The organism is Kocuria carniphila (genome assembly GCF_004136555.1).
In the GTDB taxonomy this organism is placed as follows: domain Bacteria; phylum Actinomycetota; class Actinomycetes; order Actinomycetales; family Micrococcaceae; genus Kocuria; species Kocuria carniphila.
In genome coordinates, this window is the sequence record NZ_NOIT01000014.1 from 56765 (window position 1) to 81032 (window position 24268).

Annotated in this window: 23 protein-coding genes and 1 pseudogene; 9 read left to right on the top strand and 15 right to left on the bottom strand. The window is 64.7% G+C overall.

Translation table 11 applies throughout. The features are described from left to right. Positions 1-2: 2 nt before the first annotated feature. The 4 genes from EWV37_RS11320 to EWV37_RS11335 form a co-directional block, all read right to left on the bottom strand. A complete protein-coding gene (locus EWV37_RS11320; protein ID WP_095798078.1) occupies positions 3-446 on the bottom strand; it encodes a pyridoxamine 5'-phosphate oxidase family protein in 444 nt (147 codons plus the stop codon). Between the two features lie 92 nt (positions 447-538). Beyond that, on the bottom strand, positions 539-1351 hold the full coding sequence (locus EWV37_RS11325; RefSeq protein ID WP_129701656.1) for an SOS response-associated peptidase: 813 nt from the start codon (positions 1349-1351) through the stop codon (positions 539-541). A gap of 9 nt (positions 1352-1360) precedes the next feature. After that, on the bottom strand, positions 1361-2080 hold the full coding sequence (locus EWV37_RS11330; RefSeq protein ID WP_129701658.1) for a lipoate--protein ligase family protein: 720 nt from the start codon (positions 2078-2080) through the stop codon (positions 1361-1363). Between the two features lie 61 nt (positions 2081-2141). After that, positions 2142-2603, bottom strand: coding sequence for a hypothetical protein (locus EWV37_RS11335; protein WP_129701660.1), 462 nt, complete (start codon positions 2601-2603; stop codon positions 2142-2144). Between the two features lie 400 nt (positions 2604-3003). Here EWV37_RS11335 and EWV37_RS11340 point away from each other — a divergent pair. Further along, a protein-coding gene (locus EWV37_RS11340) for an IS3 family transposase (protein ID WP_238663226.1) occupies positions 3004-4151 on the top strand; the annotation gives its coding sequence in 2 pieces (ribosomal slippage) (positions 3004-3288 and positions 3291-4151; 1146 coding nt in all). Between the two features lie 36 nt (positions 4152-4187). Here the strand turns inward: EWV37_RS11340 and EWV37_RS11345 are convergent. The 4 genes and pseudogenes from EWV37_RS11345 to nrdF all read right to left on the bottom strand — a co-directional run. Further along, a pseudogene (locus EWV37_RS11345) lies at positions 4188-4565 on the bottom strand (helix-turn-helix domain-containing protein); the annotation flags it as partial. Then, positions 4562-4900: a MarR family winged helix-turn-helix transcriptional regulator gene (locus tag EWV37_RS11350; RefSeq protein ID WP_202976214.1), complete on the bottom strand. Its 339-nt coding sequence runs from the start codon at positions 4898-4900 to the stop codon at positions 4562-4564. The pseudogene EWV37_RS11345 and the gene EWV37_RS11350, both read right to left, overlap by 4 nt. Positions 4901-4995: 95 nt before the next feature. Then, the gene (locus EWV37_RS11355) at positions 4996-5376 is read right to left on the bottom strand and encodes a hypothetical protein (protein WP_129701662.1); all 381 of its coding nucleotides are present in this window, start codon (positions 5374-5376) and stop codon (positions 4996-4998) included. Positions 5377-5757: 381 nt separating this feature from the next. Beyond that, positions 5758-6738, bottom strand: coding sequence for a class 1b ribonucleoside-diphosphate reductase subunit beta (gene nrdF, locus EWV37_RS11360; RefSeq protein WP_129701664.1), 981 nt, complete (start codon positions 6736-6738; stop codon positions 5758-5760). Positions 6739-7046: 308 nt separating this feature from the next. Between nrdF and EWV37_RS11365 the strand changes: the two genes are divergently transcribed. Beyond that, positions 7047-7235 (top strand): antitoxin, encoded by a 189-nt coding sequence (locus tag EWV37_RS11365; RefSeq protein WP_129701667.1) that lies wholly within the window; start codon positions 7047-7049, stop codon positions 7233-7235. Between the two features lie 86 nt (positions 7236-7321). Here the strand turns inward: EWV37_RS11365 and zapE are convergent, their stop codons facing one another. Beyond that, a complete protein-coding gene (gene zapE / locus EWV37_RS11370) occupies positions 7322-8371 on the bottom strand; it encodes a cell division protein ZapE (protein WP_129701720.1) in 1050 nt (349 codons plus the stop codon). A 263-nt stretch (positions 8372-8634) separates the two neighbouring features. Between zapE and EWV37_RS11375 the strand changes: the two genes are divergently transcribed. The 3 genes from EWV37_RS11375 to ybaK are packed head-to-tail and all read left to right on the top strand — an operon-like array spanning position 8635 to position 10507. After that, complete coding sequence (locus tag EWV37_RS11375) at positions 8635-9543, top strand: sulfurtransferase (RefSeq protein WP_129701669.1); 909 nt, start codon at positions 8635-8637, stop codon at positions 9541-9543. Continuing rightward, positions 9540-10001: a SufE family protein gene (locus EWV37_RS11380; protein ID WP_129701671.1), complete on the top strand. Its 462-nt coding sequence runs from the start codon at positions 9540-9542 to the stop codon at positions 9999-10001. Before EWV37_RS11375 ends, EWV37_RS11380 begins: the two co-directional genes overlap by 4 nt. Positions 10002-10003: 2 nt before the next feature. Next, positions 10004-10507 (top strand): Cys-tRNA(Pro) deacylase, encoded by a 504-nt coding sequence (gene ybaK, locus EWV37_RS11385; RefSeq protein WP_129701673.1) that lies wholly within the window; start codon positions 10004-10006, stop codon positions 10505-10507. On the opposite strand, the gene EWV37_RS11390 is transcribed toward ybaK, so the two are convergent. After that, complete coding sequence (locus EWV37_RS11390; protein ID WP_095798887.1) at positions 10467-11723, bottom strand: alpha/beta hydrolase family protein; 1257 nt, start codon at positions 11721-11723, stop codon at positions 10467-10469. The genes ybaK and EWV37_RS11390 overlap by 41 nt on opposite strands. Before the next feature lie 132 nt (positions 11724-11855). Here EWV37_RS11390 and msrB point away from each other — a divergent pair, with 132 nt between their 5' ends. From msrB to EWV37_RS11405, 3 genes are all read left to right on the top strand, one after another. Then, positions 11856-12299: a peptide-methionine (R)-S-oxide reductase MsrB gene (gene msrB / locus EWV37_RS11395; RefSeq protein ID WP_129701675.1), complete on the top strand. Its 444-nt coding sequence runs from the start codon at positions 11856-11858 to the stop codon at positions 12297-12299. Between the two features lie 108 nt (positions 12300-12407). After that, positions 12408-13022, top strand: a complete 615-nt coding sequence (locus EWV37_RS11400; protein WP_129701677.1) for a DUF3000 domain-containing protein — start codon at positions 12408-12410, stop codon at positions 13020-13022. A 136-nt stretch (positions 13023-13158) separates the two neighbouring features. Then, positions 13159-14466, top strand: coding sequence for an HRDC domain-containing protein (locus tag EWV37_RS11405; protein WP_129701722.1), 1308 nt, complete (start codon positions 13159-13161; stop codon positions 14464-14466). 118 nt (positions 14467-14584) lie between these two features. Here the strand turns inward: EWV37_RS11405 and EWV37_RS11410 are convergent, their stop codons facing one another. Continuing rightward, on the bottom strand, positions 14585-14995 hold the full coding sequence (locus tag EWV37_RS11410) for a hypothetical protein (protein ID WP_095798888.1): 411 nt from the start codon (positions 14993-14995) through the stop codon (positions 14585-14587). A gap of 174 nt (positions 14996-15169) precedes the next feature. On the opposite strand from EWV37_RS11410, the gene EWV37_RS11415 reads away from it, so the two are divergent. After that, positions 15170-15634 (top strand): QcrA and Rieske domain-containing protein, encoded by a 465-nt coding sequence (locus EWV37_RS11415; RefSeq protein WP_238663228.1) that lies wholly within the window; start codon positions 15170-15172, stop codon positions 15632-15634. A gap of 57 nt (positions 15635-15691) precedes the next feature. On the opposite strand, the gene dxs is transcribed toward EWV37_RS11415, so the two are convergent. The 4 genes from dxs to EWV37_RS11435 form a co-directional block, all read right to left on the bottom strand. Then, the gene (dxs, locus tag EWV37_RS11420; RefSeq protein ID WP_129701679.1) at positions 15692-17704 is read right to left on the bottom strand and encodes a 1-deoxy-D-xylulose-5-phosphate synthase; all 2013 of its coding nucleotides are present in this window, start codon (positions 17702-17704) and stop codon (positions 15692-15694) included. A 193-nt stretch (positions 17705-17897) separates the two neighbouring features. Continuing rightward, complete coding sequence (acnA, locus tag EWV37_RS11425) at positions 17898-20705, bottom strand: aconitate hydratase AcnA (RefSeq protein WP_129701681.1); 2808 nt, start codon at positions 20703-20705, stop codon at positions 17898-17900. A gap of 139 nt (positions 20706-20844) precedes the next feature. Beyond that, positions 20845-22260 (bottom strand): class I SAM-dependent RNA methyltransferase, encoded by a 1416-nt coding sequence (locus EWV37_RS11430; RefSeq protein ID WP_129701683.1) that lies wholly within the window; start codon positions 22258-22260, stop codon positions 20845-20847. Continuing rightward, a complete protein-coding gene (locus tag EWV37_RS11435) occupies positions 22257-24230 on the bottom strand; it encodes an APC family permease (protein WP_129701685.1) in 1974 nt (657 codons plus the stop codon). The genes EWV37_RS11430 and EWV37_RS11435 overlap by 4 nt, the downstream gene beginning before the upstream one ends. Positions 24231-24268: the final 38 nt, after the last annotated feature.

Here is a 24268-nt window from a genome sequence, read left to right on the forward strand (position 1 = left end):
GGTTAGAGCTGCAGCTCACGCTGCGCGGGAGGAACTTCTCGCGCATCAGTGTGGCTGGCCCAACGAACGGTGACCTCGAGCAGACGCATGTTCTCGGGGTCACTGGTCTCTGCGGAGTCCGGGTGCTGGGCGGAGAGCACCTCTGCAGCGGCGGCAACCTGAGTCTCGTCGAGGACTGCTGCCTCGCCCTCGAGCTGCACTTCCTCGGCGCCGTCATTGACGATCACCAGCGACACGCGGGGATCAGAGGTGATGTTCGTGAACTTGCGGGACAGCGCGTTCGTGCCGAAGATAATGCGGCCGGCGTCACTGGCGGCCACGTGAACGTATGCGGACTCGGGGTAACCGGTCCCGCTGTTACTCGCGATCACGGCAGCTCCCGCGCGGCGTACGAAGTCGACCAGCCAGCGGCTGTCTTCCGAGATGTTCTTGCCCAGTTCCACCATGACGTCTCCTACCGGATTGTGCCTGTACCTGACACTGTCCACTGTAGGCTTCGGGCGCGTTGGGACCCGGGGTGGCGCTCCAGCGAGAGCCTTTAGAGCAGAGTGTTAAGCGGTTCCACCAAATGGGGGCCTTGCACGGCCACCGAACCGACGTCCTTGGTGACCGGATGCATCCGCCATTGGGCGGCCACGTCGTAGGCCTCCGAGATCGCCCGAGCCACCAGGTCACGGGTGCGGTCCTTGTCCAGGGAAATCCACTCCGGAACCAAGTCACTGGTCATGCCCATGGGCAGTCGATTGTGGAGGTTTCCCAGGGCAGCCAAGTGCTCATTGCCGGAGTCCGCGTCCGGTGCCTCGCATGTCAGGATCGAGCACGACAGCAACCACTGGCTTTCGCCCTCTTTGCCGGAGCGAGTCTGGCCCTCGCGGGCACCCTCCAGCTGACCCTCCGGAACCTTCCACCACTCGTAGATGCCCGCGAACCAGATCATCCGGCCCTCGGGCGGGTGCACGAAGTACGGCTGCTTCTTCCCTTTGCCTTTGCTGCCATCGGCCGGAGCCAGCCACTCGTAGTAACCGTCCGCCGGAATCGCGCAGCGCCGGGATTTGATGGCCGACCGAAACGAGGGCTTTTCAAGAACGGTTTCCGACCGCGCGTTGAACATCTTGGACCCCACGGTGATGTCCTTGGCCCATGAGGGCACGAGACCCCAGCGTGCCGCGTGCAGCTCACGGTGCAGCGTGCCCTGGTCATCCAAACGTTCCAGCAGGATGGGCACAGTCTGGGTGGGCGCGGTGTTCCAGTTGGCGCGCAGGTCGTCCCCGTCGAGGGTTTCGTCCACCTCCGCATCGAATTCCAACGCGAGTTGTCCCGGGGTCTTGGCTATGACGTAACGGCCGCACATGGGGTGCCCCTAACTGTTCTGGATGGATCCGTAGCCCATGTACTGGGAGTACATGGCGTACACCTGCATCAGTGCCTCTTCGACCTGGGACACCGTGGTTCCCGGGCGCACGTCATCTACAGCACCAGCGGTTCCGGGGTCCCAATCCACACCGAGCGCCGAGTAGACATCGGTCAGGACCGAGCGGATCGGGTCGGAGTGTTCCACCACGATCACGCTGGAGAAGTACCAGGCGCCCGCCACTACCCGTTGGGCGGTTCCCGCCAGTTTGACCGGTCGCTTGGGATCCTGGGCGGTGCGCGGTGCGTGCACGCTGTAGTCCCCCGCGCAGTATTCGCCGGGGATCTCCCCCACGTCCGCAGGAATGTCCAAGTGTTCGAGGGCGGCCACGATCATGTCGCCGAACAGGCGGTATCGGTCCTGGATGCCCGTCTTGGGGTCAGAATCGGATTCGACGTGATCCACGATCAGGCACCCGCCGTGATAGGCGGCCGCGCGCCCTCCGACCCGGCGCACCAACGGTGTGAATCCGGCGTCGACCGCGGCCTTTCGCGCGCGTGAAAAGCCCGGGTTGAGCTCGTCGCGGCGACCGAAGGCGACCGTGGGGCGGGGTTGGTAGAGCCGCAGGACGGGTCCGGTGTTCGACGACCGAGCGGCGTCGAGAATCGACAAGGAACGGCGATAGTCCTGCTCGGCACCAAGGGACTCGCGCTGACGTATAAGTTTCATGCTGCGCCCTACTTTAGTTCCTCGGCCGGGCGCTTTCGGGCGACGACGCCGCCCGGTCACCTCACGCGGCCAGGGCCACCGTGGATCCACTGCGCCACTGCGGCGCGACCAGGTGTTCGCGGGGCCGGATCCCGTCGCGAATGGAGCGAATGGCGATTCCCGGCTTCAACGGCCCGTAGGCCTGAGCGGCCGCGGTTGCAGCCGCGAGTAACCCGTAGTCATCCAGCAGGTTGCGAGAGTCCTTCATGCCCAGGATCTTCTCTCCAGGCTCGGAACTCTGAGTGACCGGCACGAAGCGATGAACCCGGTGCTGCACGCGAGCCAGCCGCTTCTTCTCGCGGCGAGACAGCGAGTTGGTGTCCGGATGGGCGCGATGCCAGGCCTGCGCTCCGCGCAGAACACGGGTCAGCAGCGATACGTGGAACTCAGCGACGGTGCCGCCACCGTGCATCAGGGAACCCAGTGCGGACAGTTCATGGGACGTGAGAGCGGAACGGGTCCGCGGGGAAGTGAACGTCGACATGTCATCCTCTCGACATCGGATGGATCCAAGCTCGCAGGGTGCGTGCCAGGTGTGGATCGATCATGCCGGGTGATGACTGATATTTCGTTGAGAGGACCTGGTGCTTAGCTGAAAGCAGTTATTCCTGAATCATGACGCTCTGTCCATGGGCGGCAAGGAAGGTCACCGGAATAGATGTGACGTTCTGGACCAGAGGTTCGAGGGCCTCGACGTGCCGCCTAAATCGTTCTGTCCTCCCCCAACTATTCTTGGCCTCTTCGGATAGGAAACGAGTAATAACAATGAGACTGGCACCATCTTGTGATTGATAGACCTCATTACTCAGCCACCCGGGACTGCCGCACGGATAGGTGACATCTGATCTGGCTTGCCCGTTGGGCGGCCTGGAAGGATGTGCATCATGCCCGCTCCCTACCCCCAGGAGTTCCGCGAAGACGTCGTGCGAGTGGCCCGGTCCCGTGAGGACGGCATCACCATCGCGCAGATCGCGAAGGACTTCGGCGTCCACGAGATGACGCTGCACAAATGGATCCGCCAAGCCGATATCGACGACGGCAACCGGCCCGGCAGGACACGGGAGGAGTCGACCGAGCTGCGCGAGGCCCGCAAGCAGATCCGGCTGCTCCAGCAGGAGAACGAGGTCCTCCGCCGCGCCACCGCCTACCTCTCCCAGGCGAACCTGCCGGGAAAAGGTTCTACCCGCTCGTGAGTGAGCTCGCCGCTGACGGCATCCCCGTCGCGGTGTCCCTGCGGGTCCTGAAGCTCTCCCGCCAGCCCTACTACCGCTGGCGCCACCAGCAGGTCACCCAAGCTGAGCTGACTGAGGCCTACCGCGCCAACGCGTTACTGGACGCCCACGTCGACGACCCCGAGTATGGCTACCGGTTCCTGGCCGGCGAAGTGATGTGCGAGCGCACGGCATGGAGCATCTGCCGGGACAACCAGTGGTGGTCCGTGTTCGGGAAGAATCGCGGCAAGAACGGAAAGCGTCCCGGGCCGCCGGTCCACGACGATCTCGTGAAGCGGGACTTCTCCGCCGATGACGTCAACGAACTGTGGCTGACCGACATCACAGAGCACTGGACCGACGAGGGAAAGCTCTACCTCTGCGCCATCAAGGACGTGTTCTCAGCCCGGATCGTCGGCTACTCGATCAGCGACCGTATGAAGGCGCGACTGGCGGTGAACGCCCTGGACAACGCCGCTTCCCGCCGCGGTGACGTCGCTGGCTGCATCGTGCATTCGGACCGAGGATCCCAGTTCCGGTCACGCAAATTCGTGCAGACGTTGAACCGTCATCACCTCATCGGATCGATGGGGAAAGTCGGTGCCGCTGGGGACAACGCCGCGATGGAGTCCTTCTTCGCCCTGCTGCAAAAGAACGTCCTGGACCGGAAGCGGTGGCGGACCCGCGACGAGCTCCGGATCGCGATCGTTACCTGGCTCGAACGCAAGTATCACCGCCGCCGTCGACAGGCCCGTCTGGGTCGATTGACCCCCATCGAATACGAGACCATCATGAACCCCGCCGTGAGCCTCGCGGCCTGACACCCCAACTGTCACCTATTCGTGCGGCAGTCCCTTTTCGCCACTGGGGTCGATGAACCTTCGCCTGCCCAGTCCGAGCCTGGTCAGGTGGCGGGTGAAGGTGCGGCGGTTGATCGTGAACCCGAGGTCGGCGAGCTCATCGGTGATGCGTTGAGCGGACCACTTGTGCTCGCGTCGCCAGGTCTCGATCTGCTCGATGGCCCAGGCTGGTGTGGCGTTCGGGCTCCGGTGGGGGCTCGATGAGCGGTCGCGCAGCCCAGCGTCGCCGTGACGCCGCCACCGGTTGACCCACTTCGATGCGCACGCACGCGAGATGCCCATCTCGGCGGCCACGTGGGCGATGGGGCGTGTCGTGCATCGCTCGACCAGCCGGCGGCGTCCCTCAATGCTGAGCGGGGCGTTGGCGTGGCTCATGCGTCCATCGCGTAGGAGCGCTCGATCAGGTCGGTCATCGCCTGTTGGAAGTCGCGGCGCTTCTGGTCGCTCCAGCCGATGGTCAGCGCAGCGAACACTTCCTCCTGCCAACGATGCGCCTGGTCCAGCATCGACTGGCCCGCAGAGGTGAGTGATGCTACCCGTCGTCGGCCATCGGTCGCGGACGCTGCCATGACGAGATACCCGGCTACCGTGGCGCTCTTGATCAACCGTGACGCGCCGCTCTGGTCGATCCCGACCTCCTGCGCGACCGCGTTCACCGTTGCCGGGGCGGCGCGCAGACTCAGGGCATGGACAGCCTCGCAAACGAGCACGAGTCGCCCCTGCTCACCGCCCGCGTCCGCTGCAACAGACCGACGTGACCAGTGCCTGACGAAGTGGAACAGGACCTGTCCCGGGCCGAGGTCTGTCACTCGGTTGCCGCCATCTCACGGCAGATGTAGGCCAGCTCGAGAGCGGACTTGAGGTCCGGCAGTCTGAGAGCAGCCGTGACCTTCCCTGCGGCAGCGCGGAAGACCGTCGCTACTCGCGTGGATTCCGCGTTCTCGGGCCAGGTCGCGTCCTCCTCGACAACCATCAGTCGCTCGCTGACTGGGTGCCAGGACCGCGGGACCAGCTTGATGCCCGAGCGCTCCACCCACTCGGCAAACTGCACAGGCGTGATCGGACCCGCGCCCTTCGGGCCGAGCACGACGACCGGATCACCGACCGCCCGCGCAGATCGCTGCAGGTCGCCGGCATTGACGCTCGCGTGCCACTTGTTGATCGCTTCTTCAAGGTTGGGTTCCATGAGCAGCAGTATATGCGATTCGCATGCATCTGTACTCGGGCGGCCGCGACATCAACCTCCTGCCCCGCAACAACTAGGTCGCGCGGTCCCTTCGATCCGGCCTCTCACCTGGCCTTTTACGGGCCTCGACGCGAGCCCAATGGCACGCTGTGGCACGCAGCTGGTGGCACGCTGCCCCCAAATTTCGGGCTTCGAGCCACCCCGCGCTTGGCTGGAAGGTGCGCTCGTGCCACCCCCGTGCCATACCGAACGGATACTGATGTTCATCTGTGCTCTCCTCTGTCCTTCGGATGGAGGCACGAAAAGAGGCCCGGACCTGCAGAAACCTGCAGGTCCGGGCCTCCCATCAGCCCTTTCGGGCCTCGAGCAAGCTCTGGGGTCTTAGAAGTCCCAGTCCTCGTCTTCCGTGTTCACGGCCTTGCCGATCACATAGGAGGAACCGGAGCCGGAGAAGAAGTCGTGGTTCTCGTCCGCGTTCGGGGACAGCGAAGACAAGATTGCCGGGGACACGTCGGTCATCTCGCGCGGGAACAACGCCTCGTAACCCAGGTTGTTGAGGGCCTTGTTGGCGTTGTAGTGCAAGAACTTCTTGACGTCCTCGGTCCACCCCACAGTGTCGTAGAGGGACTCGGTGTAGGCGATCTCGTTCTCGTAGAGCTCGTCCAGCAGGTCGTAGGTGTACGCCTTGAGCTCTTCCTGACGCTCCGGGGTCTCCTCGACCAGACCGCGCTGGTACTTGTAGCCGATGTAGTAACCGTGCACGGCCTCGTCACGGATGATCAGACGAATCAGGTCCGCGGTGTTGGTCAGCTTGGCATGCGAGGAGAAGTACATGGGCAGGTAGAAGCCCGAGTAGAACAGGAAGGACTCCAACAGCGTGGAGGCAACCTTCTTCTTGAGGGGGTCATCACCCTTGTAGTACCTGATGATGATCTCGGCCTTGCGCTGCAGATAAGGGTTCTCGCGTGACCAGCGGAAAGCCTCGTCGATCTGCTTCATGGACGACAGCGTGGAGAAGATCGAGGAGTAGGACTTGGCGTGCACCGACTCCATGAACGCGATGTTGGTGTACACCGCTTCCTCGTGCAGGGTCTTGGCGTCCGGGATCAGCGACACGGCACCCACGGTGCCCTGAATGGTGTCCAGCAGGGTCAGACCGGTGAAGACCTTCATGGTCAGGTCCTGTTCCTGCTCGGTCAGGGTCTTCCAGGACTGGACGTCGTTGGACAGCGGCACCTTCTCGGGGAGCCAGAAGTTGGAGGTCAGGCGATCCCAGACTTCGAGGTCCTTGTCGTCCTGAATGCGGTTCCAGTTGATGGCTTCCGCCGGGTGGCGGAGCAGTTCAACCTTTTCAGGTGTCATGGCGCGCGCTGGCTCCTTCGCTTGGTGAGGGGGCCGTCTTAATACCCGGGGGCGCCACGTGGTCGTGCGCTCGGGACGACGGCGCTTCAAGAGTAGCCCACACCGCCCAGTTCCGGCGATGGCCCAGGTCACCGGCACGTCACGCCCCGGGTGGCTCGGCAGAATCCCACACCGACCCACCCTTGTCACGGTCTGTTTTCTGTCGGCGAAGTTCACGAGAAAGCCTTTTCAGATTCACTTCTGTGAGGTCATGATGATCACATCAGCGCCCCGAGCGGGGCGGCTCGATCTACCGAAAGGAGACCGTCATGGTGGACATCGGAGGACTTGGAGACAAGGCAAAGCAGTTCGCTGAGGACAACCCGGACAAGGTTGACCAGGGCATCGACAAGGCCGGAGACACCGTGGACGACCGCACCGGCGGTCAGCACGCGGAACACGTCGACAAGGGCCAGGATGCGCTGCGTAACAAGCTCGGCGGCGGCAACGAGCAGTAACAGCTGATAGAACGGCGCCCCTCGGATGAATTTCCGAGGGGCGCCGTTTGCTATGCACACGTGCTTGAAAAGAGTCGTTGCGGAACCTAGGCCGCTTCCCCGCCTTCACGAGCGAGCGCGGTCAGACGCGACACGGCGCGGTAGTACTTCTTCTGGTAGCCGCCGGCCATCATTTCTTCGGTGAAGACCTGGTCGAAGGGCACACCGGTCGAGAGGATCGGCAGATCCTTGTCGTAGAGGCGGTCTGCCAACACCACGAACCGCAGTGCCACGGCCTGCTGGTCAATCGTGCGCACTCCGCGCCACACGATGGCGTCCAGACCGTCGATCAGCGCACGGTAGCGGGACGGGTGCACGCGGGACAGGTGCTCGACCAGCGCGTCGAAATCGTCGATCGCCACGGTCTTGCCCGAGAAGGCTTGCTCGGCAGCGGCGTCCAGAGCGGCGTCGTCGGCGAGGGGCCTGGGAGCCTCGGGAAGGCCGCGATGGCGGTAGTCCTCGCCGTCGATCCGCACGACGTCGAACTGGGAGGACAGCACCTGGATCTCGCGCTGGAAGTCCTGGGCCGCGAACCGGCCCTCGCCCAGCGAACCGGGCAGCGTGTTGGAGGTCGCCGCGAGCTTGACGCCCGCGTCCGCCAGTTCGCGCATGAGGCGGGACATCAGCACGGTGTCCCCGGGATCGTCGAGTTCGAACTCGTCGATGCACACGAGCTTGTAGTCCTTGAGCGCCTCCACGGTGTGGCGGAAGGTCAGCGCACCCACCAGGTTGGTGTACTCCACGAACGTGCCGAACGCCTTGGGCCCCGGAACCGCGTGCCACAGCGATGCCAGGAGGTGGGTCTTGCCCACACCAAAGCCACCGTCCAGGTAAATGCCCTGCGCGGGCGAACCCTTCTGGCCGCCGCCCCCACCGAACAGCTTGGAGAAGAACCCGTTGCCGGAGGCCTGGCCGCCACCCACGCCTGCAGCGAAGGCCTTGAGCTTCTCGACCGCCTCGGCCTGCGAGGGCTGGGAAGGATCGGGCCGGTACGTGTCGAAGGAGACCTCTCCGAAGCGCTCGGACGGACGGAAACCGTCCAGCAACTCGTGGCCGGATACGCGCGGATTACGCTCCACGAGGTGTTCAATGTGCATGTTCACGTAAAGGGCCTCCCTGCCCGCTGCGCCACTCCCCCGCGAATTCACGGGCACCGGGCACCGGACGGCATTGATCGGTACGGATTCTGAGCAGCCTAACTGCTCCTGCCCCGATGCTACCGGTCAGCCCGTGGTGAACACGCGCGCTGCAGCGCCCGGTTGCGGCTTTCTCGCATGCATTCGCCACCGCTGGCGCACTACGCTGGAAAACAAGTCCCGCGCGCCGTGACGCGCACGTCTAGACACGAGGAGTACTCCACATGCCCGTGGAAGCAGAGAACAACCAGGATTTCTCCCAGTACGCCCATCCCGAGCGGCTGGTCTCCACCCAGTGGGTGGCCGATAACGTGGGCAAGCCCGGTGTGGTGGTTGTCGAATCGGACGAGGACGTTCTGCTGTACGAAACGGGTCACATCCCCGGTTCCGTGAAGGTTGATTGGCACACGGATCTCAATGAGCCGGACACCCGTGACTACGTGGACGGCAAGCAGTTCGCGGAGCTCATGTCCCGCAAGGGCATTTCCCGCGACGACACCATCGTGGTCTACGGCGACAAGTCCAACTGGTGGGCCGCCTACGCTCTGTGGGTCTTCACCCTCTTCGGTCACCAGGACGTCCGATTGATGAACGGCGGTCGCGACAAGTGGGTAGCCGAGGGCCGCGAACTCACCACCGATACCACCGAGGTCACTCCGACCGACTACCCCGTGGTCGAGCGCGATGACTCCGTGATCCGCGCCTACCGCGAGGACGTCCTGGAGAACCTGGGCACCACGCCGTTGATCGACGTGCGTTCCCCGCAGGAGTACACCGGCGAGCGCACCCACATGCCCGATTACCCCCAGGAGGGCACGCTGCGCGGCGGTCACATCCCCACCGCAGCGTCCGTTCCCTGGGCCCGTGCCGCCGCGGAGGACGCCACTTTCAAGTCCCGTGACGAGCTGGACGCGATCTACCGTGAAGAAGTTGGCCTGTCCGACGGTGACGACATCGTCGCCTACTGCCGCATCGGCGAGCGTTCCTCCCACACGTGGTTCGTGCTCACCCACTTGCTGGGCTTCGACAAGGTCCGCAACTACGACGGTTCCTGGACCGAGTGGGGCAACGCCGTGCGCGTGCCCGTGGCCCAGGGCGAGGCCCGCGGCGAAGCTCCGGAGGGTGTCCGGTGACCACTGACGCATTACCGAATCAGATTCAAGAGCTGATCGAGGATTTCGACGCCGTTCCGGAACCTGACAAGCTCCAGCTCCTTCTCGAGTTCTCCCGTTCGCTTCCCGAGCTTCCCGCCCGGTACGGCGAGCACCCGGAGGACCTCGAGCAGGTGGTCGAGTGCCAGTCCCCGCTGTTCCTGGCCGTTGAGCTCGAAGAGGGTACCCAGGATCCCGGCGTGAACATCTTCTTCTCCGCGCCGGCGGAGGCTCCGACCACCCGTGGATTCGCGTCCATTCTGTACGAAGGACTGGACGGTCTGCCCGCGTCCACCGTGCTGGAGATCCCCGATGATCTGCCCGAGCGCTTCGGGCTGACCAAGCTGGTGTCCCCGCTGCGCATGCGGGGGATGTCCGCGATGCTGGGCCGGATCAAGCGCCAGGTCAAGGAGCAGCAAGCGGCCCGATCGGCCGACTGAGCATGGCACGCAAGCGTTCCGGGGCTCGAGCGTCACACGCCGCCACGGCGGCTCTTGCCGTGCTCGACGCCGCCGGGGTTGCCTATACTGCGTTGCCTTACCAGCATGATTCGCGCGCGGAATCGTTCGGGCTGGAAGCAGCTCATGCTCTGGGCAAGGATCCGGCGTGTGTGTTCAAAACCATCATGGTCGTCCACGACAAGTACTGGGCCACGGTCATGGTCCCGGTGAGTTCCACGGTGGATCTGAAGGCAGCCGCACGAGAACTGGGCTGGAAGAAGGCGAGTCTCGCGGCGGCGTCGGCGGCTCAGACCCGGACCGGCTACGTGGTGGGTGGCATCTCGCCGCTGGGCCAGAAGACTCCGTCACCCACGCTGCTGGATGAATCCGCGCGGGACCGGCCGACCGTTCTGGTCTCCGGTGGGCAGCGCGGGCTGGACGTCGAGTTGTCCCCCGAGGACCTGCTCAGGCTGACGGACGGGCGGTACGCACCGCTGGCCGCTTGAGCTTGGTGGGTAGCCATTCGCGCACGGCACGCTCCCAGCGCTTGCGGTCGATGTTCCACTCCTTGGTGTGCCGGGCGCCGGCGAAACCCACGAAGTCCACGAACGGGCTGAGCTCGGCCAGGTGCACGGAGCCCTCGACCGGGACCACCTCGTCGTCGGTGGAGTGCAGGATGAGCGTGGGGGTGGTGATGTCCTCCCAGCGGGACAGCCAATCCAACGCATGCAGGTCGAGGGGTGCCGCGAGACCGGTGATCTTGGGACCGAGCCGATGCGAGATCAGGTCCGTGGCCATGCGACCGATCCGGCGCGGAATCCGGTGGATCTTGGCCTGGTGCGCCACCAGCTCGAACCAGTCCACGACCGGACCGTCCAGCACCACCGCGCGAACCTTGTTGCGATACTGCGTGAGTTCCAGGGTGCGGAGCACGATCGCACCACCCATGGACCAACCGAACAGCACGATGTCCGTGGCACCTCGGGACAAGGCGTACTCGATGCCCGCCTCGACGTCTTCCCATTCGGTGAAACCCAGGCCGTAACGGTTGTCCTCGGTGGCGGGGGCCTCCCGATCGTTGCGGTAGGAGACGATCAGACTGTGCAGCCCGAGTTCCTGGGCCACACGGGCACCACGAATGCATTCCATGCGCTGTGCCCCGCGGCCGTGCACCATGACCGCCCACACTCCGTCGTGCAATGTCCGGTCAGTGTTTCCGTCCGCGGGGATGACCCATGCCGGAGCCGGACCGAGGTCCGTATCCACGTCCACCTTTTCGAACGCGAATCCGGCGTCGCCCGGGCGCGCGTAGACCGTCCCGGTCCACCAACCCTTCTTGCCCTCTTCCAACTCACCCCGGTAGACCCGCTCGACCAACCGGGTGACCGTGCTGTTGTTCTGCCGCACCACGAAACCGATGCGCGCCATGCTCTGGCCCTCGTCGAAGCGCAGGGCGTAGGTTCCGGCGGCGCGGGTGTCCGTGTTGGCGGGCAGAGTAATGAGCGGCTGACCGGAGTTTGGGTCGTTCTCGAGCTTCAGCACGGTGAGTTTTCCACCGACCTTGGGAGGCACCACCACTTGGCGTGCGATCAGTGCCGCCAGACCACTGGAGAGGGCGAACGTCGCGGACGCCGCACCGATGCTCGCCGTGGCACCCACGATGGCACCGTGTCGCCACGAACGGGCGGGGGCGTCTCCGGCGGGAGTCAGAAGCGAAGCCATGTCGTCATTCTGACATGTTCACCCTGGACGGCACCGGCGGGCATATTGGAGGACGGTGAAGTGTTGTACCCAGAGGCCTGCTCCATCACGGCCATCACGATCCAAAAACTCGAACTACGATACGGAGAAGCCATGTCTGAGAACTCCACCAACGAATCGGTCTCCGCACAGTCCGCCGCCCGCACCGACGCACAGTGGCGCGAGATGCTGTCGCCCACCGAGTACCAGGTTCTGCGCCAGGGCGGTACGGAACGCCCCTTCACCGGCGAATACGTGGACACCGAAACCACCGGTGTCTACGAATGTCGCGCCTGCGGGGCGGAATTGTTCCGTTCGACCACCAAGTTCCACTCGAACTGCGGCTGGCCCTCGTTCTTCGAACCGCTGGCCGAGGACCGGGTGCGCTACATCGAAGACACGACCATGGGCATGAAACGCGTCGAGGTCCGTTGCGCGGCCTGCGACTCCCACATGGGGCACGTTTTCGAGGGCGAAGGCTTCGACACACCCACCGACCTGCGGTACTGCATCAATTCGGTCTCCATGCGGCTGGTACCGGAGTCGCAGGGCGGCTAGCGGTCAACTGAGCTACCGCGCAGTCACCCTTGGCTCGAAGAAGTCGTCAGAGTCGCACACGGCGTGGCTCCCCTCACCCTCACCGACTCACTGGCTAATGTGAGCGTTGTGAGCGCGGTAAGCGAGCTGAACGGCACCCCGGAGGAATTTCGCACGGCAGTGCGATCTCTCGGTCGTGCACGCACCCGCCCTGAGGTTTCCCTGGCCCGCATCGCGCCGCCGAACGGACTGGCACCGCACGCAATCTCCATTGCCGCAGAAGTGGGCCGAATTCAACGGAGAACCCTCCGCGCAATGCGAAGTCCGGAGCAAACACAGGCGCCCACCACCGGGCGATTCGTCATGTTGTACGACCCCACCCGGCCCGGGCCGTGGGGCGGGTCCTTCCGAATCGTCAGCTGGTTCCGGGCGCACATGGACCTGGATATCGGACGTGACGAATTACTGACCGATGTCAGCTGGTCCTGGCTCACCGACGCCCTGGACGGCAGCGGTGCTCACTACATGGCCGAGGGTGGCACGGCCTCGCGCACCATGGAGAAGGGTTTCGGCTCTCTGCGCGAAAACACCGACAGCGTGGAAATCGAGGTCCGCGCGTCCTGGACTCCGCTCACCGAGTACGAACCGCAGAACTGGGCCGCCGCCCATGTGGAGGCCTGGTCAGAATTACTGTGCACCGCCACGGGTCTTCCCCCGTACAGCGAAGGCGTGACGTATTTGTAGTGGATCACACCTACTGACGGGTTCAGTGGCAGTACGGTAGGTACAACAGTTATCGATCCATTTGTCAGGAATTCTCATAAACACCGTGAGTGATCAATCTGCCAGGCCGCCGCGCGAGCCCCAATCCACCGAAGTGGTGGTCGAGGGGTTCGAGGATTTCCATGTCCCCACAACGGTTCACCTGAACGGGCCCGCCGAGGGTATCCCCCGCGTGGTGGATACGGCACGCGGTCTGGCTCGCGCAGCAGAACAACTGGCAGAAGCCACCGGCCCCGTGGCGATCGACACGGAACGGGCATCCGGGTTCCGCTTCGGACAACGAGCGTTCCTGGTTCAGATCCGCCGTGAGGGCGCCGGCACCATTCTGATCGACCCCGAGGCCGTGGGATCGCTGGCCAGCGTGAACGAGGCCCTGAGCGGCGTCGAATGGGTCCTCCACGCCGCCACGCAGGATATGCCCTGTCTGCGGGATCTGGACATGACTCCCGACATCTTGTTCGACACCGAATTGGGCGGTCGGTTGCTGGGACTACGCAAAGTGGGCCTGGCCTCGATGACCGAGGAGCTGCTCGGATTCACACTCTCCAAGGAACACTCGGCCGTGGACTGGTCCAAGCGGCCACTCCCCCAGGATTGGCTCAATTACGCTGCACTCGACGTCGAGGTCCTGGTTCAGCTGCGCTGGGCCACCGAGGAGCGGCTCGTCGAAGCCGGCAAACTCGACTGGGCCCGGCAGGAATTCGAGGCGGTGCGCACCGCGCCAACTCCCCCGCCGCGGAAGGATCCGTGGCGCCGCACTCACGGGATCGGCAACCTCCGTGGCCGTCGCAAGCTCACCGCCGTGCGCAACCTGTGGACCGCTCGCGAGAACCTGGCCAAGCACAAGGACCTCTCCCCCAGCAGGCTACTGCCCGACTCGGCCATCATTGCCGCCGCGAACGCCATGCCGCGCACGGTGCCGCAATTGCTCGCGACCCCCGGGTTCCACGGCCGCTCCGCTTCCCGTGAGGCCCCCCGCTGGTTGACGGCGGTCCAGGAGGCGCGGCTGACGGAAGATCCCGTACCCCACAACGTTCCCTCGGACGCACTTCCGCCGGTCAAGGGCTGGGACACCAAGCGACCGGAGGCCGCCGCGAGGCTCAAGGCCATCAAACCCGCCGTGGCGGAACACGCGGAAACCGTGGGCATGCCCACCGAAAACTTGGTCACGCCCGAGTTGCTCCGTCGGTTCTGCTGGCAGCCGCCCCGCTCCACCTCGGACGACGCCGTGGCGCAGCGCCTCACAGAGCTAGGCGTCCGGCAATGGCAGGTCGAGCAGGTCACTCCGGTCATCGGCCGCACGTGGCGTGAACTGCGAGCCCAGCGTCGCGCGGAGAAACACGCGGACGACTCCCCTTCGGGTACAGAGCCCGACACGAGTACCGGGACATCCGAACAGCAATAGACACCGCCGCGCTAGGACCAGGCGGGTCTGAACAAGGTCTGCACACCAGATCACCCGCAGATGACAGTGGCCGCGCATCCCGGGGGATGCGCGGCCACTCGTCTGTGACGGACAGACGTCAGTTCTTCATGTCGTCCTTGGTGGGAGCCGGCTCTGCGGCGTCCATGTCCACGTCCTTCTCGGTGGTCACGGGCTTGGGGAGATCAGCATCGGAAGAGTTGGAACCGACCTTGGCCTTCACCGATGCGGCACCACCCTGAGCCTTGTCCTTGACGGCCGAAGCGCCTTCCTGAGCCTTGGAGGACACAGTGCCGGCTGCCTTCTGCGCGGTCTCGGCGAGCTTACCGCCCACCACGGGAACCTCGGCCTTGACCCAGTCGGTACCTTCAGCGACCTTGTCCTGGACCTTGGGGTCGTTCCAGGTGTTGATGGCGCTCTCGCGCAGGGACTCGTAGCTCTTACGGCCCGAGGCGGAACCCACGACAAAACCAACACCGAAACCGGCGACAAAAGCGAGACGCTTGATCATCTTGATTCCTTTCATTCCTTCGAGGCAGCCATCATGGCGCCCCTTGGCTAATACACATCCTACTGATCTTTGCCGTGGCCCTCAGGGTTGACGCACGGGCTCTCGGCCAGTCGCACCAAATTGCCAGGGTCGAAATCCTAGACTGATGGCAACCACACCGTAGAGAGGGTCCCCTTGAGCACCGAACGTCATCAACCGTCCGACACCGCAGATACCTCCGGCTTGCCCACGCGACGCCGCGTGATGGGTGCTGCGGGACTCGCTTCAGTTGCCGCGGTCGGACTGAGCGCTTGCGGTGGCTCCGATCAGGAATCCAGCGACCCGGCCACGCCCCAGGCACCCACTAGCCCCGTGGACGTAGCTGCGACCTCGGACGTTCCGGTGGGCCAGGGCCTGAAGGTTGAAAAAGACGGCCTGCAGGCCGTTGTGGGCCAGCCCACCGAGGGCACCTTCAAGGCCTTCTCCCCCGTGTGCCCCCATGAGGGTTGCGTGGTGAATCCCGCCAACAAGAGTTACGTGTGCCCGTGCCACAGCTCCACGTTCGACATGGCCACCGGTGATGTGCAGGGCGGTCCCGCGACCAGTGGACTCGTCGAATACCCGGTCACGGTTCAGGGCGACCGCATCATCGTGGGGTGACCGGTTCCAACGGCCCGGGCTTGACGCCCGCGGGCCGGAAGGCCCAGGCCCGCCTGCTTACGCGCCGTCCACCCGCCGCATCTGGCTGGTCTGGGTGGCGCGTACTTTTTCCTCGTCGGCGGGTCGAGCATAGGGAACCCGGGTGCCGAGCACGGAGGACAGTGTGTTCTGGGCGATGCGCTGCGCGGTGAGTCCGGTCCGCTCCAGGATCTGTTCACGGCTCGCGTGGGCCAGGAACTCGGTGGGCAGGCCCACCTCGTTGAGAGCGGTATCCACTCCGGCGGACCGCATTTCCTGACGGATGAGTGAGCCGATACCACCGGCCCGCACACCGTCCTCGATGACCACGACGATGCGGTGCTGCGCCGCAAGCTCGACCACGGATTTGGCCACCGGAAGCACCCACCGCGGGTCCACGACCGTGGAGGACACACCGTGGGCAGCCAGTCGCTCGGACACCTCCTGGCTGATGTCGCACATGGCACCCACGCTTACGATCAGCACGTCCCGGCGATCGGTGCCGGGCTCGGTCGGGTCGCCATTGCGCACCAGCACGTCCACGCCGTCCGGTAAGCGCTCCAACGCCGGCGACGGCGCTCCCACCGTTCCCTTGGGATAGCGCACCACGGTGGGTGCGTCCTCGACGGCCACGGCTTCGCGCAGTTCCTCCACCATGGTGGCCTCGTCGCGGGGCGCGGCCAAGTGCAGTCCGGGAATGATCTGCAACAGCGCGAGGTCCCACATGCCGTGGTGGCTGGGCCCGTCCGGACCGGTGACGCCGGCGCGGTCCAGCACCACGGTCACACCGGCCTTGTGCAACGCCACGTCCATGAGCAGTTGGTCAAAACCACGGTTCAGGAAGGTGGCGTAGAGCCCCACCACGGGATGCAGTCCGCCGAAGGCCATTCCCGCGGCCATGGTCAGGGCATGTTGCTCGGCAATTCCGACGTCCACCACGCGATCCGGGTGGGCCAACTGCATCTTCTGCAGTCCCATCGGAATGAGCATGGCGCCCGTAATACCCACGATGTCTTCGCGTTCGTCCGCGATGGCCGCAATCTCGTCACGGAACACGTGGGTCCAGGTCCGGGAGGACGACGTCGCGGTCGGTTTGCCCGTGGACGGATCAATGACCGGCACGGAGTGAAACTGGTCGTTCTCGTCGAGTCGGGCGGGCAGGTACCCGTGGCCCTTCTCGGTGATCGCGTGCACGATGACCGGGCCACCGAAGTTCTTGGCGTTACTCAGCGCCTGTTCCATGGCGTCCAGATCGTGGCCGTCGATCGGGCCCACGTACTTCATGCCGAGGTCCTCGAAGATCCCCTGCTGGACCACCACGTCCTTGATGCCCTGCTTCATCCCGTGCAGACCCCGGTACACGGCCGATCCCAAGTGACCGGATTCCTGGAGCAAACCCTTGACCTTGTCCATGGTCTGCTCGTAGCGGCGGTCGGTACGCACGGCGTCCACGCCCTGCTGCACGCTCGCCTGAAGTTCCTGCAGCCGGTTGGCGAAACCACCCACGGTGGGCGCGTAGGAACGGCCGTTGTCGTTGACGACGATCACGACCTTGCGGTTCTTGTCCGAGGCAATGTTGTTGACGGCTTCCCAGGCCATACCGCCGGTCAGGGCGCCGTCGCCGATCACGGCCACGGTGTGGCGATCGTGCTGGCCGGTCATCTGGTAACCGCGCGAGATACCGTCCGCCCATGACATGGACGACGACGCGTGTGAGGACTCCACGATGTCGTGTTCGGATTCGCCGCGGTCCGGGTAGCCTGCCAGGCCGCCCTGTTGGCGCAGCGTAGAGAAGTCTTGGCGCCCCGTCACGAGCTTGTGAACGTAGGACTGGTGACCGGTGTCGAACACGATGGAGTCACGCGGTGAATCGAAGACCCGATGCAGGGCAAGTGTCAGTTCGACCACACCCAGGTTGGGTCCCAGATGACCACCGGTCGCGGCCACGTGCGTGATCAGGAACGAGCGAATGTCCGCAGCCAGTTGCTCGAGAGCCGCGGCGTCCAGTCCTTTGAGGTCTGCCGGGCTCTTGATGGTCTCCAGAAGCGTCATTGCGTGCTCTCCGTGCCTTGAAAATTCGGGATCGGTCAGTGCGGTGTCGGTCGACAGCAGACTGTCGGTCTGCCCCGACGTACCGTTCGATCTTACTCGTCATCACCGACAGCACTGCACAGGCACCTGATGAAACAACCCGGCCGACGATCCTCGAGAGGACCGTCGGCCGGGTTGTCAGGCCGCGAATGCCTTACTTGGCAATCTGACGCAGCACGTACTGCAGGATGCCACCGTTGCGGTAGTAATCGGCTTCACCCGGGGTGTCGATGCGCAGATCGGCGTCGAACTCCACGATGGAACCGTCTTCCTTGGTGGCGGTGACCTTCAGGGTCTTGGGGGTCTCGCCCTCGTTCAGAGCGGTCACACCCTCGATGTCGAAAGTCTCGGTGCCGTCCAGGCCCAACGAGTCAGCGGACTCGCCCTGGGGGAACTGCAGCGGCAGCACACCCATACCGATCAGGTTGGAACGGTGAATACGCTCGTAGGACTCGGTGATGACCGCGCGCACGCCCAACAGCGAGGTGCCCTTGGCGGCCCAGTCACGCGAGGAGCCGGAACCGTATTCCTTACCGCCCAGCACGACCAGCGGAACGCCGGCTTCCTGGTAGTTCACGGAAGCGTCGTACACCGTGGACTGCGGGCCGTCTGCCTGCGTGAAGTCGCGGGTGAAGCCACCCTCCACGCCGTCCAGCAACTGGTTCTTGATGCGGATGTTCGCGAACGTGCCGCGGATCATCACCTCGTGGTTACCACGACGGGAACCGTACGAGTTGAAGTCCTTGCGCTCCACACCGTTCTCGATCAGGTACTTACCGGCCGGGGTGTCCGACTTGAAGGAACCTGCCGGGGAGATGTGGTCGGTGGTGACCGAGTCGCCCAGCTTCAGGAGCACGCGAGCGCCCTTGATGTCCTCGACCGGGGTTGTCTCCATGGACATGCCGTCGAAGTACGGTGGCTTGCGCACGTAGGTGGAGTTGGGATCCCACTCGAACACGTCGCCGGTCGGGGTCTCAAGGTTCTGCCACCGCTCGTCACCGTCGAAGATGGTGCCGTATTCGGTGGTGAACATCTCGGTGTCGATCGAACGATCGATGATCTCCTGGACCTCGGTCGGGTTCGGCCAGATGTCCTTGAGGTAGATGTCGTTACCTTCGGAGTCCTGACCCAGGGCTTCGTTCTCGAAGTCGAAGTCCATGGTGCCGGCCAGGGCGTACGCGATGACCAGCGGCGGGGAGGCCAGGTAGTTCATCTTGACGTCCGGGTTGATGCGACCCTCGAAGTTACGGTTACCCGACAGCACCGAGGTGACCGCGAGATCGTTGTCCTGGATGGTCTGGGAGATCTCGGGCTCCAGCGGACCGGAGTTACCGATGCAGGTGGTGCAGCCGTAACCCACGATGTAGAAGCCGAGCTCCTGCAGATCCGGGACCAGGCCGGACTTCTCGTAGTAATCGGTGACGACCTTGGAACCCGGAGCAATGGAGGTCTTGACCCACGGCTTGGCCTTGAGACCCTTGGCCACGGCGTTGCGTGCCAGCACGGCAGCAGCCATCATGACCGACGGGTTGGAGGTGTTGGTGCACGAGGTGATCGAGGCGATCGAGACTGCACCGTGGTCCAACTCGAACTCGCGGCCGTCCTCCATGTTGACCTTGATCGGGTTGGACGCTCGGCCTTCGACATCCTGTACGTCGTGGTCGCGGGGGCGCTCGGAAGCGTCCTGCTCCTCGGTGGCGTCGTGGGACGGGGAGTCCGAAGCGGGGAACGAGGTGCCGTTCTCGCTGCGGTCCTTGACGATTTCCTGGCCCTCAACGTAGTTGACCAGATCGTCACGGAACTGCGGCTTGGAACGAGTGAGCTCGATGCGGTCCTGCGGGCGCTTGGGGCCGGCGATCGAGGGAACCACGGTGGACAGGTCCAGCTCGAGGTACTCGGAGAATGCGATCTCCTCCGAGGGGTCGTGCCACATGCCCTGTTCCTTGGTGTACGCCTCGACCAGAGCGACCTGCTCCTCGGAGCGGCCGGTCAGGCGCAGGTAGTCCATGGTGACCTCGTCGATCGGGAAGATCGCGGCGGTCGAACCGAACTCGGGCGACATGTTGCCGATGGTGGCGCGATTGGCCAGGGGCACAGCTGCCACGCCCTCGCCGTAGAACTCCACGAACTTGCCCACCACACCGTGCTCACGCAGCATCTCGGTGATGGTCAACACCACGTCGGTCGCGGTAGCGCCGGAGGGGATCTCGCCGGTGAGCTTGAAGCCCACCACGCGCGGGATCAGCATGGAGATGGGCTGGCCCAGCATTGCGGCCTCTGCCTCGATACCGCCAACGCCCCAACCCAACACGCCGATGCCGTTTTCCATGGTGGTGTGGGAGTCGGTACCCACGCAGGTGTCCGGGTAGGCACGAACGGTGCCATCGACCTCGCGGGTCATGACCACGCGGGCGAGGTTCTCGATGTTGACCTGGTGCACGATACCCATGCCAGGGGGAACGACCTTGAAGTCGTCAAATGCGGTCTGGCCCCAGCGCAGGAACTGGTACCGCTCACCGTTGCGCTGGTACTCGATGTCCATATTGCGCTCAATGGCGTCCGTGGAACCGAAGGCATCGATCTGCACGGAGTGGTCAATGACCAGCTCGGCAGGAGCCAGGGGGTTCACGCGGGATGCATCGCCGCCGAGTTCCGCAACGGCCTCGCGCATCGTGGCAAGGTCCACGATGCAGGGAACGCCGGTGAAGTCCTGCATGATGACACGGGCAGGGGTGAACTGAATCTCCGTGTTGGGCTGGGCCTCGGGATCCCAGTTGGCCAGGGCTTCGATGTGCTTCTCGGTCACGTTGGCACCGTCTTCGGTGCGCAGCAGGTTCTCGAGCAGAACTTTCAAGCTGTAAGGGAGTTTCTTGGCCCCCTCAAGTGCATTGAGTCGGAAAATTTCATAGTCGGTGCCGCCGACGTTGAGTACGCCTTTGGCTCCAAAGCTGTCCACAGTCATGGTGTGGAACTCCTCTCGCCACCGTTTGAATGCGTTCGCAGCTGTCAACGGAGCGCGAGAAGCACCCCGGGCGCGCACGAACGGTCACCCCACAGTGTAGCCTGTGCCACTTCCCCTGACCGGGAGATTCGGCTCGGGATCATTCATTGCGCCGCAGCACCGCCACGGCCTCAACGTGATGGGTGTTGGGATACAGATCGAAGGCCCTGATGTTGACCACTTTCCACCCGCGCCGGGACAACCGACCGAGGTCGCGACCGAGCGCCGCGGGATCACACGCGACGTACACGATCGTGCGGGGTTCGACGGCGTCGATGGCCGCGAGCACTTCCTTGGCCGCACCCGAGCGCGGTGGGTCCAGGATCACGATGTCCGGCTGAGGGGCGCGCACCGCGGGACGTTTGTGGCCCCGGGAGGCCCCGTGGCGGCGTCGTGCGGGGTTGCGGCCCGTGAGAATCCGAGCCACATCGCCGCGGGTGACCCGCACATGATCCAGCTCCGAGAGGTTCACGCGGGCATCCGCGGAGGTGACCGGGGAGCCTTCCACCGCGAAGACCTGACCGTCCGGACCCACCAAGGGCGCCGCAGCGGCGGTGAACAGGCCAGCGCCGCTGTAGAGATCCCACACCGTGTCCCCGGGCCCCATCTGCGCGGCCGCGAGCACCGCATCGACCAGCGTGCTCGGGGCGCTGCGGTGGATCTGCCAGAACCCGGTGGGACTCACTCGCCACGTCAGCGATTCACCGGCGGGCATGTCGAGGGTTTCGCGGACAACCGGTTCACCGACCCAGGTCTGGATCTCCCGATCTTCCGGGGACTGCGCGGTCACCGAGACCTCGTGCTCACTCCCCCACGCGGCCAGGTGACGGCGCAGTTCGGCCAGTGCGTCGGGGTCCTGACGCGCGCGCAGACTCACGTGCAGCAACGGACGGCTTCCGTTGGCCGGCGCGGCGACATCCAACCGCGACGCGCCGGGTACGGACAGTTCCCACGGGGCCAGTGACTGAATGACCGGCGTGGCCAGTGGCATGTCGGTGATCGGAATCAGTTCGTTGGAACGGTGCGGGTACATGCCCGCGGTCCCGTCCTCGGCAACGTCCAGGTGCAGGCGGGTGCGCCAGCCGGTGCCATCCGAGGTTTCGTCCTCGACCGCGGCGACCTGTCCCCGCCAGTCGATTCCGGCAAGGTGATCAAGCTGCTCGGCGACCACGGAGCGCTTGAGTTCGCGCTGGGCCTCCAGGGTGAGGTGCCCGAATTCGGCCCCGCCCACGGGCAATCGCTCCTCCCGCGCCGCCGACACCGCGTCCGCCGCTGCCCACGGGTGCTCTCCCCGCCGGCCTTCGGAGGCCTCGAGAACCTCGACCACGTCACCGCGCCAGAACTTGGCGTCCTCACCTCGATCCGTGAGGCGGACCCGCACCAGCTCCCCCGGGGCACCGTGGCGAACGAACACCACGCGCCCCTCCGGCGAACGCGACACCATGTGCCCTCCGTGGGCTACCCCGGTGAGCCGGAGCGTCAACTGGTCGGCGGTGTCGGGTTGGTCTTCGGTCATCCTTGATTCTCCGTGAGTCGTAGTTCGCGCACCGATTCCAGGTGCCAGGGAACGGAGGCGATCATGACGCCTCGTTCGAAATGTAGTCGTGTCTTGAGCGGTCGGATGGCTTGGTTGTGCAGGAACCGTTCCCAACCGCGTCCCACAACATATTCGGGCAGGTAGACGATCACCAAGTCACGCGGTGATTTCTTGCGGATGCTGCGCACGTGGGAGATCACGGGGCCGATGCTGTCACGGTACGGGGACGCGAGGACCGTGATGGGGACCGGGAATTCCAGCCGCTGCCATTGCCGCAGGACATCTTCGGTGCGGGCGCGGTCGGTGTCCACGACCACGGCCTCCAGCGTGGACGGCCGGGAGGCCCGGGCGTAGGTCAGGGCGCGCACCACGGGCTTGCGGACCGATGTCACCACGATCAGCGCGTGCACGCGGGAGGGCAACGCGCGGACCGGTGATTCCGGATCGACCTCGAGTTCTCGGTCCACTTCCGAGTAGTGGTGGCCGATGGCCCGCATCCACAGCGTGAGCAGCGCAATGGCAACGATCGTCAACCAGGCTCCCTGCGAAAGTTTGGTTCCCAGCACCACCACGAATACGGCCGCGCAGAAGATCAGGGCCACCACGGCGACTCCCTGCCGCACGGTCAACTGCCGGGTCGTGGCTTTCGAGGTGCGAGTGCGCCGCACACGCGCCCAGTGCCGCACCATGCCGGCCTGGGTCAGGGTGAACGCGAAAAATGCGCCCACCACGTACAACTGGATCAGGCTGTTGACGTTCGCGTCGAAGATCACCGTGAACAGTGCCGCGACGATCGAGAGCAGCACAATGCCGTTCGTGAAGGCGAAGCGGTCTCCGCGTGACTGCAGTTGTCGCGGGAGCAGGGCCGCGCTGGCCAGTCGCGAGGCCAGCGTGGGGAAGCCGGAGAATGCGGTGTTGGCGGCCATGAACAGCACACCCACGGTGACGGCCACCAGCACGAAGAACCACACGGAGTCCTCACCCGCAATGGTCTGGGCGAGCTGACCGAGGATCGGCACCTGAAAGAACTCTTCGCCGGGACGCTGACCGTTGATCAGCAGTTGCTCGTCCGCGTTCATGACCACGACCGCGCGGGTTTCCCGCGTGAGATACAGCACGCCCAGCAGCAACACGGTGGACAATGCGCCCAGATAGGCCAGCGTGCGAGCGGCATTGAGGGCCTTGGGTTTGCGGAAATAGGGCACCGAATTGGTGATGGTTTCCACACCGGTCACGGCCACCGCGCCCGAGGAGAACGCTCGCAGCACCAGCACCGCACCGGCCAGTCCCACCAGGCCCGCCTCCATTCCCGCGGCGGGCAGAACCTCGTAGTCCGCCGACGGCGCTCGGTCCAAAGTTCCGGTTACGTTCTGTACCAGCCCGGCAACGATGAGTAGGAGCACCACTCCCACGAACGCGTACGTGGGCACGGTGGATGCCCGTCCCATGAACTGGAGTCCGCGCAGATTGAGGAGTCCGACGATTGCAATACCCGCCAGGGCCACCCACACCTGATGACCCACGAACCACGGCACCGCGGAGGCGACGTACTGCGCCGCCGCTGACATCGACACCGCCACGACCAGCGTGTAATCCACCAGCAGGGCCGCGCCCACCATGGCACCGGAGGGCCGGCCCAGGTTCTTGGAGGCGATTTCGAAGTCCGCACCGCCGGACGGATAGGCTCGCACGTTCTGTCGGTAGGCGGTAATCAGAACGATCAGCACCACCAGCACCACGATTCCCACCCAGGGTGAAATGGCGATGGCCGCGGTGCCCGCGAGGGCCAGGGTCAGCACGATTTCGTCCGGTGCGTAGGCCACCGATGACAAGGCGTCGGAGGCGAAGACCGGAAGTGCCGCACGGTTGCGGAGCAGGGTTCCGCCGGCGCGCTCGTTGTGAAGTGGTTTACCTACGAGTACGCGGCGGGCAAGTTGGGACAGGTGCACGATTCAACACGCTAGTACCTCGCGGGGGTCTTGTCCCG